This is a genomic window from Rhodosalinus sp., from assembly GCF_041685465.1.
Lineage (GTDB): Bacteria > Pseudomonadota > Alphaproteobacteria > Rhodobacterales > Rhodobacteraceae > Rhodosalinus.
Window position 1 is genome coordinate 1 of the sequence record NZ_JAWLFS010000193.1, and the last position, 5,915, is coordinate 5,915.

General features: G+C 68.6%; 5 protein-coding genes. All 5 read right to left on the minus strand.

What is annotated here, in order from left to right; translation table 11 throughout:
- The coding region (locus ACESL7_RS12040) for a TadA family conjugal transfer-associated ATPase (protein ID WP_372893562.1) at nt 1-1,292 on the minus strand (1,292 nt) is incomplete at its 3' end.
- 11 nt (nt 1,293-1,303) lie between these two features.
- On the minus strand, nt 1,304-2,539 hold the full coding sequence (locus ACESL7_RS12045; protein ID WP_372893563.1) for a CpaE/TadZ family protein: 1,236 nt from the start codon (nt 2,537-2,539) through the stop codon (nt 1,304-1,306).
- A gap of 172 nt (nt 2,540-2,711) precedes the next feature.
- Nucleotides 2,712-3,377 (minus strand): OmpA family protein, encoded by a 666-nt coding sequence (locus ACESL7_RS12050; RefSeq protein WP_372893564.1) that lies wholly within the window; start codon nt 3,375-3,377, stop codon nt 2,712-2,714.
- Nucleotides 3,378-3,394: 17 nt separating this feature from the next.
- Nucleotides 3,395-4,819 (minus strand): type II and III secretion system protein family protein, encoded by a 1,425-nt coding sequence (locus tag ACESL7_RS12055; protein ID WP_372893565.1) that lies wholly within the window; start codon nt 4,817-4,819, stop codon nt 3,395-3,397.
- Between the two features lie 188 nt (nt 4,820-5,007).
- Nucleotides 5,008-5,862 carry a Flp pilus assembly protein CpaB gene (gene cpaB, locus ACESL7_RS12060; protein WP_372893566.1) on the minus strand — a complete coding sequence of 285 codons (855 nt, stop codon included), beginning with the start codon at nt 5,860-5,862 and terminating at the stop codon, nt 5,008-5,010.
- Between the last annotated feature and the right edge of the window lie 53 nt (nt 5,863-5,915).

Genomic DNA, 5,915 nt, shown 5'->3' on the forward strand with positions numbered 1-5,915 from the left:
ACCTCCTGCATCGAGATCACCTCGCCCTCCATGCCGGTGACCTCGGTGATCGAGACCATCCGGCGCGAGCCGTCCTGCAGGCGGCTGGCCTGCACGATCAGGTTGACGGCGCTCGCGATCTGGCTGCGCACCGCCTTGAGCGGCATCTCGATGCCGGCCATGGCGATCATGTTCTCGAGGCGCGAGACCGCGTCGCGGGCGTTGTTGGCGTGGATCGTCGTCATCGAGCCGTCGTGGCCGGTGTTCATCGCCTGCAGCATGTCGATGACCTCCTCGCCGCGGGTCTCGCCGACGATGATCCGGTCGGGACGCATCCGCAGCGCGTTCTTCAGGCAGTCGCGCTGCGTGACCGCGCCGCGGCCCTCGACGTTCGGCGGGCGGCTTTCCATCCGGCCGACATGCGTCTGCTGGAGTTGCAGTTCGGCGGTGTCCTCGATCGTGAGGATGCGCTCGTCGTCGCCGATGAAGGAGGACAGCGCGTTGAGCGTCGTCGTCTTGCCCGAGCCCGTGCCGCCCGAGACGATGACGTTCAGCCGGCAGGCGACCGCGGCCTGCAGGTAGGCGGCCATCTCCTCGGTGAAGGCGCCGAAGCGGATCAGGTCGTCGATCCCGAGCTTTTCCTTCTTGAACTTGCGGATCGAGACGAGGCTGCCGTCGACGGCGATCGGGGGCACCATCGCGTTGAAGCGCGAGCCGTCGGCGAGGCGCGCGTCGACGTAGGGGTTCGATTCGTCGACGCGCCGGCCCACCGCGCTCACGATCTTGTCGATGATCCGCAGCAGGTGGCGTTCGTCCTTGAAGGTGACGTCCGAAAGCTCCAGCCGGCCGTCGCGTTCCACGAAGATCTGCTGCGGGCCGTTCACGAGGATGTCGTTCACGCTGTCGTCCTGCAGCAGCGTCTCGAGCGGGCCGAGGCCGCGCACCTCGTCGTAAAGCTCCTGGTTCAGCGTCGTGCGGTCCTCGCGGTTGAGGACGATGCCCTTCTCCTGAAGGGCCTCCGAGGCGATGTCATTGATCTCGGCGCGCAGGTCCGCCTCGGTCGCGTGCTCCAGCGCGGCGAGGTTGAGGTTCTCGAGCAGTGCGCGGTGCAGCTCCAGCTTGATCTCGCCGAGGCGCTCCTTGCGCTTCTTCTCCTTGTCGGCAGGCGCGGCCTGCGCCGCGCTGCGCTGGGAGGGCCGGCGGATGACCGTGGGCTGTTCGGTCTTCTGCGGCTCCGGCGCGGGCGCGGCGGTCTCGGCCTCCCGGGCGGGGCGCGCGGCGTTGGCTGCCTGTTTCTTGTAACGCGAGAACATCGGATCCCTCCTCAGGCGGCTTCGGGGGCGGCGCGGCCGAGGTCGTAAAGCGATTGCGCGAGCTTGGCGATGTCGCGGCGCAGGTGGTTCTTCGGCGCGGAGACCGCGAGGGGCGTGCCGTGATCGCCCGATTGCGTGACCTGCCGCCCGCCGTCGGCAAGTTGCAGGTCGATGGAGATGTCGAGCGATTCGGCCATCCGCTTGATGCGGGACTTGCCGTTCAGATCGGTGAAGCGCGGCGCACGGTTGAGCGCGAAGCGCAGCTTCTCGAAGGGCAGCTCCTCGGCCTGCAACGCACGCTTGAGGCGCAGGGTGTTCTGCGCCGAGCGCATTTCCAGCTCGACGAGCGCGAAATAGACGTGCGCGGCGCTCAGCACGGTCTCGGTCCACTGCACGACCGCGCCCGGCATGTCCACGACGACGAAGTCGAAGTGCCGCGCGGCCATGTCGAGCACGCGCTCGATGTCCTGCGGGGTGACGATGTCGAGCGGGACGAGATCGGAGGGCGCGGTGAGCACCTGCAACGTCTCCTCGTAGGCGACGAGCGCCTGACCGAAGACCTCCTCGTCCATCGCCTCGGTATCGTTCAGCATCTCGAAGACCGCCTCGCGCCGCGGCAGGTCGAGATAGGTCGCCGTGGCGCCGCGCTGCAGGTCGAGGTCGAGCAGGCAGACACGCGGCGCGCTCTCCTTGGTGACCGTCGCGAGTTCCCAGGCGAGATTGACGGCAAAGGTGCTCGCGCCCACGCCACCGGCCAGACCCTGCACCGCGAGGATCACCCCGTCGCCGTCGCCCCCGTCCGCGAGTTTTGTTCCCTCCGCGGCGACCTTCGCGGGCGCCGGCTGGCGCAGGCGCTTGATTGCCGCCATCAACTCGCCCTCGGGCAGCGGGTAGGGCACGAATTCGTTGGCGCCCTGGCGCAGAAGCTGATGCAGCGCGGCCGGGGTGACGTCCTCGGCGATGAGAATTACCTTGATGTCCCTCGCGGCCGCCGCGGCGATCACCTCGCCCATGAGGGCGAGGTTCTCCTCGTCCTCGCCGTCGATCGCCATCGCCACGAACTCCAGCATGGTCGCGTCGGGCTGGTTGAAGAAGGTGAGCGCCTCCGAAAATCCGAGGTCGCCCCAGCTTTCGCCGAGGGCCGCCTCCATGTCCTCGATCAGCAGGTCGAACTCCTGCACGTCACGGCTGATCGTGCAGGCCACGATCGGAGCGGGGTCGGTTTGCAGGCTCGCCGTACTGTTCATCGCCTCACGTCCTGTCCTTGGGCCGCCGCACCGGAGGCGGCCATCCGGGGGAGGGACCGTGCACGCGGCACGGCACTCCTTCTGTCCGGGGACATTCGTCGAAGAGTTGGGCGATATTAGGGCTGAAAGATCGTATTATTGGGTCTGCGGCGACGATCGCCGCAGGGGCCGATCACTGTCCGCCCGGGCCGCCGCCTGCGCCGGCCTCGAAGTCGCTCTGCGGCTCGGCGCTCGCGACGTACTCGCGATAGATCACCTCGGCGTAGCGCCCGTCGAGGACGGTGGGATGCCGCTCGTAGAAGCCGTTGACCTCGGTCACGGTGCGCCGGTTGCGCCGTTCACGGCCTTCGGTGACGATGAGCGGCTGGCGCTCTCCGAAGGACACGACGGCCTCCAGCCGGTCGCGCGAGATGCCCTGGCTTGCGAAGAAGTCGACCACCGCATTGGCCCGCCGCAGACCGAGGCTCTGGTTGTAGGCATCCGTGCCCACGAGATCGGTGTGGCCGTAGACGCGGAAGCGCAGCTCCGGGAACTGCCGGATGAAATCCGCCTGCCGGGCGAGCGTCGCGCGCGCCTTGGGTCCGAGGCGGGCGCTGTCGAAGTCGAAATTCACCGTCGTCTCGACCGAATCGGCGAATTTCCCGGCCAGCGCGGTGACGCAGTCCTTTTCGCCGGTCATGCACTGGGTGTTGTGCATGGTCGCCGCGCCGAAGGTGCCATGCGAATCCGCGATCGCGCCGGCCTCGCTCTCGAAGGCGCTGCGCTGGCCCGGCGCGCAGGCGGCGAGGAGCCCGGCGGCGAGGCCGAGGCAGGCGAGGGGGGCACGCGGCGTCGGCATCGTCTGTCTCCTGTTCCTCAGTCCAGAACGTAGCCGTAGGAGCCGGAGAAATCCTGGCGCGAAACCTCTCCGGCCGCGCCGCCGGCAGCCTCGCCGGAGCGGGAGACCTGCCCGTGCAGGAAGAGGTCGCGCTCCGTCGGCGGCTGCACCCGGTCGGTGGGCAGCGCGAGCGCCTCGCCCCGGGTCGGCGTCACGAGATGCGGTGTCACGATGACCACGAGTTCGGACTGCGCGCGCTGGTACTCCGCGCTGCGGAAGAGCGCGCCGAGCACGGGGATGTCGCCCAGCCATGGCACCTGCCCCGAGAGGTCGCGGAAATCGTCCTGCAGAAGCCCGGCGATGGCGAAGCTCTCGCCGTCGCGCAGCTCGACCGTGGTCGAGGCCTCGCGCCGGCTGAAGGCGTCGATCGTGAAGCCGTCGCTCTGGAACCCGTTCGTCGAATCGACCGAGGAGACCGCGGCGACCATCTCCAGATTGACGAGGTCGCCGTCCACGACGCGCGGAACGAAGTCGAGCTCGACGCCGAAGGGTTTGAACTCCACCGATATGGTCCCGCCCTCCTGCGAGACGGGGACGGGGTATTCGCCGCCGGCGAGGAACTTGGCCTCCTGCCCCGAGAGCGCCGTCAGGTTCGGTTCGGCGAGGGTTCGCACCATGCCCTTCGATTCGAGCGCCTCCAGGAGGACACCCACCTCGACCGCGCCCACGTCGAAGCCGAGCAGAAGCGCACCGTTGTTCTCGCTGCTTCCGGGGAGGTTGCCGTCGAGCAGCGACTGTTGTGCGCCGCCCGTCACGCCGGAGTTCGTGCCCGAGCGAACCCCGAGATCGCCGTCGAGCGCGGAGCCCCCGAGCGCGAGCGACGTGCCCAGCGACTTGGAGACGGACCGCCGCATTTCGGCGAAGCGGACCTTCAGCATGACCTGCTGCACGCCCGCCACGCTCATCAGGTTGGAGACCCGCTCGGGCGCGTAGCGTTCGGCAAGGTCCAGCGCGCGCTGCATCTTCTGGGTCGAGGAGGCCGTGCCCGACAGGACGATCCCGTCGTTCGCCGTGCGCACCTCGATGTTCTCGCCGGGCAGGATCTGGCGCAGGCGCTCCTTGAATTCGGTGATGTCCGCGGCGACCCGCACCTCGACGTTGGTGATCAGCTGCCCGTTCTCGTCGAGCAGCGTGAGGGTCGTGATGCCGGGCGTGCGCCCGAGCACATAGATCGTCCGGTCCGAGAGCGACGAGATGTCGGCAATCTCGGGGTTGGCGATGGAGAGCTCCGCGAAGGGCTCTTCGCTTTCCACGACGACCGCCCGGTTCATCGCGACGTTCAGCGATTTTGCCGTGCCCGACGTGATTTCGCGGACATCGCTCGCGGCGACCGCGAGTGGAAACTGCGTCAGGCTTGCGGCCAGCGCCACCAGGGCGGCGCGGAAGGCGCGCTCGATTGTCATGCGACCTGCCTCTCGATCACGGATGATGGCGGGTCTGGCGCCCGCTTTCACGGTACCCTGCGGCAAGCGGGCAAAATAATCAAGAATCAACGTCTTTCGCTTCGGGTCTGCTGTGGATAACCGGCAACAGACTGGCGCGCGCCCCCGCCCGGCGGTCCCGCGACCGGCAGGCGGGGGCGCGGCAAGGCTCAGTTCGTGCAGGGAATCTCGATATTGACGACCTCGCTGCCACGGCGGGTGCGGATCGTGCAGTCCTCCTTCTCGGGGACGGCCTCGGGCTCCGGCGGCGGCGCGATGCCGAGAAGGCCCATCTGGTCGACCTGCACCGCCTGGGACACGGTGTCGTCGTTCGCGCCGACGAGCGAGAGCGAAAGCCGGCCCGTCGATTGCGCCTGCGCGAGGGCCGCGACCTGTTGCGGCGTCGCGGCCACCGTCACGGTGCGCGCGATGGTCGTCCCGGAAAGGTCGCTGCTGTCGGCCTGCTGGTCCACGGCGACGAGCTCGATGCCGGTCTGGATGAGCTTCGTGACCTCGCCGCGGTTCGCGTCGGGCGCGTCGACGCGGCCGGTCCAGTAGACGTCCACCCGGTCGCCGGGCCGCAGGAAGCCCGAGACGCCGGAGGCCACGTCGACCTTGATCGCGAAGGCGCGCATGCCGCGGGCGATGCGCATCGTCAGCCCGCCCTGCTCGCCCGGGCCGGTGACCTTCGGGGCGAGAATCGGTTCGTGCGTCTCCATGGTGCGGAGCACGAGGCGCCGGCCCTCCTCGCTGAAAAGATCGTCGGCCTCGGCGAGGAAGGCGCCCTCGGGCACCCATTCCTCGGGCCAGCGGATGGCCTGCACATCCTCCCGGCGGAGGGTGTCGCCATACTCCAGCCGCGTCTTCGCGACATAGACCTCGGTGAGCGGAATCTGTTCCGGCTGCTGCGCGCGCTCGGCGGCGAGCGCGGCCTCGTATCGATCGATGTAATTCTTGGCCATGTAAACCGCGCCGCCGGCGAGCGCGATGCCCACAAGGAGGACCAGGCCGAATACCATGCGCATGTCGAATACCTCGCGTCAGTCGCCGCCGTTCTGCGGCATGTCGGTTACGGCGA